The sequence below is a fragment of the Pseudoxanthomonas sp. LjRoot204_2 genome, from assembly GCF_056175765.1.
The window spans coordinates 1-4,100 of sequence record NZ_JBGFFG010000310.1 but is presented as its reverse complement, the minus strand read 5'-3'; the positions used below and the strand labels follow the sequence as shown (position 1 = coordinate 4,100).

Below are 4,100 nucleotides of genomic sequence, written 5' to 3'. Positions count from 1 at the left end.
CCCAGCGGGCGCGCATGGGTCAGCCTGAAGCCGGTTTCGGAATCCTTGGCGGTGACGGATTCGGCGCTGTAGACGGTCTCGTCCCATTCTGCGTCGGCGGGAATACTCCAGGTGTCGTCCCAGTTCTCCGCACCACTGACGTAGACCTGCTCGCCCTCGGTGGTGGCCTGCGAATTCTCGAAGCGCGCATGGTCGACGCTCACGGCCGTCGTACCGCCGGCCATGTCGAACTTGTATTCGGCGCCGACGCCGTAGTTCTTCTGGTCGTACGGGTCCAGGCCCGGCACGCGGATGTTGATCGTCTCGTCGTCGTCCAGTTCCTCTTCGAACGAGACCTCGGTGACGTCGCGATCGGTCTTGACGTAGAAGCCGTCGATGCTGAAGCGGCCGTTGTCGCCCACGTCCGCGGTGTACGAAAGGTTGGCCGAATAGTCTCGGCCGTCCTTGACCTCGGTCTGGTCTTCCCAGCTGACCTTCTCTTCACGCGTATTGTCGGTGAAGCGGTCCGAGCGCTTGGACTTCGCGCGGTAACGGTCCTGCACGTTGATGCCGGCCAACAGGCGGCCACCGAGCGCTTCGAACGACGTCACGGCGCCGAAGGTCGGGTTGATCTCGCCGTCGTCCCAGCGGTTCACGCCGACGCGGATGTAGCTTCCGGTGAACTCGTAGGCATCGCGCAGCACGATGTTGATTGCGCCGGCCATCGCATCGCCGCTTCGATTGGCGCTGGCGCTGCGCTTGATCTCGATGTGGTCCACCATCTCCGCGGGGATGCGATCGACGTAGAACGAGCGGTCGTCACCGGCGCCCGGCACCTTCTTGCCGTTGATCAGCACCTGGGTGTAGCCCCCGCCCAGGCCGCGCAGCTGCACGCCGTCGTATTCCATGATGTCGGAACCGACGAAGCCCACGCCCGGCACGCGCTTGAGCATGTCGCCCACGGTGTTCGGCTCGAAGCGTTGGAAATATTCCAGGTCGTAGACCAGCGTGGGCGCGATGTCGTCGGTGCGGTCGCGGTAGGCGATCTCGGCCTGTACCACGACGGTGTCGAGCTGCTTCGGGTCGCCGGCCGTGCCGGCGTCCGGCGCCTGGTTCTGCGCCATGGCGGTGAAGCTCGCCGGCATCAGCGCAGCGCAGAACAGCGCCTGCGAAAGCGAGGCGGCCAGAATGTTGCGTTTCATGTGTGTCGTCCCCGTGACGAAAGTAAACGGCACTTTGTAAACACGTCACATGGCGGAAACATGACACGCAGGTTCCCGTGTGGTGACAGGTATCCGCATGCAGTGCACTGACACGAAAATGTCATGGGGCCTGCGTAGAACATGGCAGTTTGTTGACGCCTTCATGTCATGGGGAACCCAGTGAAACCACGTCTTGCCTTGTTCGCTATTCCTTTCCTGCTCGTCGCTTGCGGCGTGAAGCCTGCCGCACCCGCCGTCGACGCGCCGCTGCAGGCGCGCGAGAAAGAGCCGGACGAACACGTAGAGAAGGATCCGCTGCTGAGCGAGGCGAAGGTCGCCCATGTCGTGGTGCCGGAAGCCTTCATCACTGCGGCCACGCCGGCCGAGAACGTGGATTCTCCGGCCAGCTGGCGTGCGGCCGACGGGCGTCGCCTGCTGATCGCCACCGCCAAGGACACGCATCGCCTGGTCGTCTACGACGGCAGTACGGGCAAGCAGCTGCGCACCGTTTCCGGTCCGGGTAACGCGCTGGGGCAGATGCAGCGGCCGAACGGCATCGCCGTGATCGATGATCTGGCCTTGGTGGTCGAGCGCGACAACCGTCGTGTGCAGGTCTTCCAGCTGCCCGATTTCACGCCGTTGCTCGTGTTCGGTGCGGAAGACCTGAAGCAACCGTATGGCCTGTGGGTGCGACCGCAGAAGGACGCGTACGAAGTGATCGTCAGCGACAACTACATGTCGCCACAAAACGAAGACGTGCCACCGCCGCTCGCTGAACTGGGCCAGCGCTTCAAGCGTTACCACCTGCAGCGCGCCGAGAGCGGCTGGAAGGCCACGCTCGCCGGCACGTTCGGCGACACCGGCGAGGCCGGCGCGATTCGCATCGCGGAGTCCGTGTTCGGCGATGCGGAGAACGACCGCCTGTTGCTCGCGGAAGAGGATGTCGCCGTTGGCACGGGCCTGCGCGAGTACGGCCTCGACGGCACCTACCGCGGCCGCGACATCGGCGCGGATCTGTTCAAGGCACAGGCCGAAGGCATGGCGCTGGCGCAGTGCGCGGGTGGCACTGGCTATTGGATCGCCACCGACCAGTTCAAGGACCGCAGCGTGTTCCACGTGTTCGAGCGCATCACGCTGGCGTACAAGGGCGCGTTCGCCGGCAACAAGACCGCGAACACCGACGGCGTGTGGCTGGACCAGAGCGCCGATGCGCGCTTCCCGCAGGGTGCGTTCTATGCCGTCGACGACGACCAGGCGGTGGCGGCGTTCGACTGGCGTGACATCGCCAAGGCGCTGTCGCTGCCGGAGTGCCGCGTCGAATGAAGAACGCAGGGGATGCGGGGATGAAGTGGGTGCTGGCCGCGCTGTTGCTGGGGACCTGCGCGGCATCGCTCGCGCAGGATGCGACGGCGCGCCAGCCCGAACCGAACACACGCGTGCCGCAGGGCGTGGTGCGCTACGCACCGAGCGGCTTCCCGGATCGCATCGTGGCCTCGCCCGCGCAGGACGCCGCCACGGGTTTCTCGGTGGCGTGGCGCACCGATGCGCGCATCGACACGCCCTCGCTGGAGATCGTCGTCGCAGGCGATTCGCCCGAAATGGGTGAGTCGCGCAGCATCGCGGCGACCAGCACGCCGCTGAAGACCGAGAATGGCGAAGCCCATCACCATCGCGCGGATGTCACGGGCCTCCAGCCGGACACCTTGTACGCGTGGCGCGTGCAGGGCGACCGCACCTGGAGCGCTTGGCACCACACGCGCACAGCGGCTGCCGCAAGCGCACCGCTGACGCTGCTGTACTTCGGCGATACCCAGAACAAGAACGTCAGCCTCACTACCCGCGTCGTCCGCGAAGCGATGCGCGCGGCGCCAGATGCGCGCTTGGCGCTGTTCGCCGGCGACCTGGTCAGTGGCGGTGACGGCGAGGACGACAACGAGTGGGGCGAGTGGTTCGAGGCCAACGAAGTGCTGCCGACCTCGTTGGTGGTCGCGCCGGCGCCGGGCAATCACGAGTATTTCGAGGAGTTCGAGGACACCCCGCAGGAACGTCGCGTACTGGGTGCGCATTGGCCGGTGACGTTCGCGCTGCCGGGCAACGGCGTGGCGCAGGCGAAGCGGACCACGTACTGGTTCGATTACCAGGACGTGCGCGTGGTGGTGATCGACGGCACTTCGGCACTCGACCTCGGCACCGCGAAGGCGCAGGCGGCATGGCTGGATGGTGTCTTGGCGAGCAGCCCCAAGCGCTGGAGCATCGTGCTGACCCATCAGCCGTTCTTCTCGCCGCGCGAGGGGCGCGACAACGTGCTGTTGCGCCAGCACCTGCTGCCGGTGATCCGCAAGCGCAAGGTCGACCTGGTGCTGCAGGGACACGACCACGTCTATGGTCGTTTGAAGAACGAAGCACCGACACCGGTGTTCGTCGTGTCGGTCACCGGCGCCAAGYAGTACCGGCTTTCGGACGAAGCACGCAGGACCATGCGTCCTGTCGCCGAAGACACGCAGTTGTTCCAGGTGCTCCGCTTCGATGGTCCGCGCCTGCGCTATGAGGCACGCACGGCGACCGGCCGTCTCTACGACGCATTCGACCTTGTCGATGGCGGCGCCGCGGGCAAACGGGTCCTCGAACATGCGGAAGGTCGCATCGAGGAACGTACCTGCACCCGCGCCGAGACCCTGAAGGGTCGCGCCGACCGGTGCTGGGAATGAATCCTTCCTCCGACCATCCAAGGACTTTCGCCATGTCGAAGCGCACGACGCCGCTGTTGCTCGCGATGGTGCTCGCCGTATCGGCGGGTACTGCCTTCGCCCGCGAAGCGCACATCCGCCATCCGTTCCTCGCCCAGCAGCCGAAGGCCGCGCCGGACGAGGTGCTGCTGGCCGTGGAGATTCCCGCGGGCAGTTTCACCAAGTACGAGAT

3 protein-coding genes and 1 pseudogene are annotated in these 4,100 nt (G+C 65.8%); 3 read left to right on the top strand and 1 reads right to left on the bottom strand.

Translation table 11 applies throughout. The features are described 5' to 3' along the window. On the bottom strand, nucleotides 1-1,181 hold a 1,181-nt coding region (locus AC04L7_RS13665), incomplete at its 3' end, for a TonB-dependent receptor plug domain-containing protein (protein WP_475513209.1). A 168-nt stretch (nucleotides 1,182-1,349) separates the two neighbouring features. Between AC04L7_RS13665 and AC04L7_RS13660 the strand changes: the two genes are divergently transcribed. The 3 genes and pseudogenes from AC04L7_RS13660 to AC04L7_RS13650 form a co-directional block, all read left to right on the top strand. Further along, a complete protein-coding gene (locus AC04L7_RS13660) occupies nucleotides 1,350-2,504 on the top strand; it encodes a phytase (RefSeq protein WP_435999800.1) in 1,155 nt (384 codons plus the stop codon). Further along, nucleotides 2,501-3,889: a purple acid phosphatase family protein gene (locus AC04L7_RS13655; protein WP_475513208.1), complete on the top strand. Its 1,389-nt coding sequence runs from the start codon at nucleotides 2,501-2,503 to the stop codon at nucleotides 3,887-3,889. Before AC04L7_RS13660 ends, AC04L7_RS13655 begins: the two co-directional genes overlap by 4 nt. Before the next feature lie 65 nt (nucleotides 3,890-3,954). Continuing rightward, nucleotides 3,955-4,100: pseudogene (locus AC04L7_RS13650) on the top strand (inorganic diphosphatase); the annotation flags it as partial.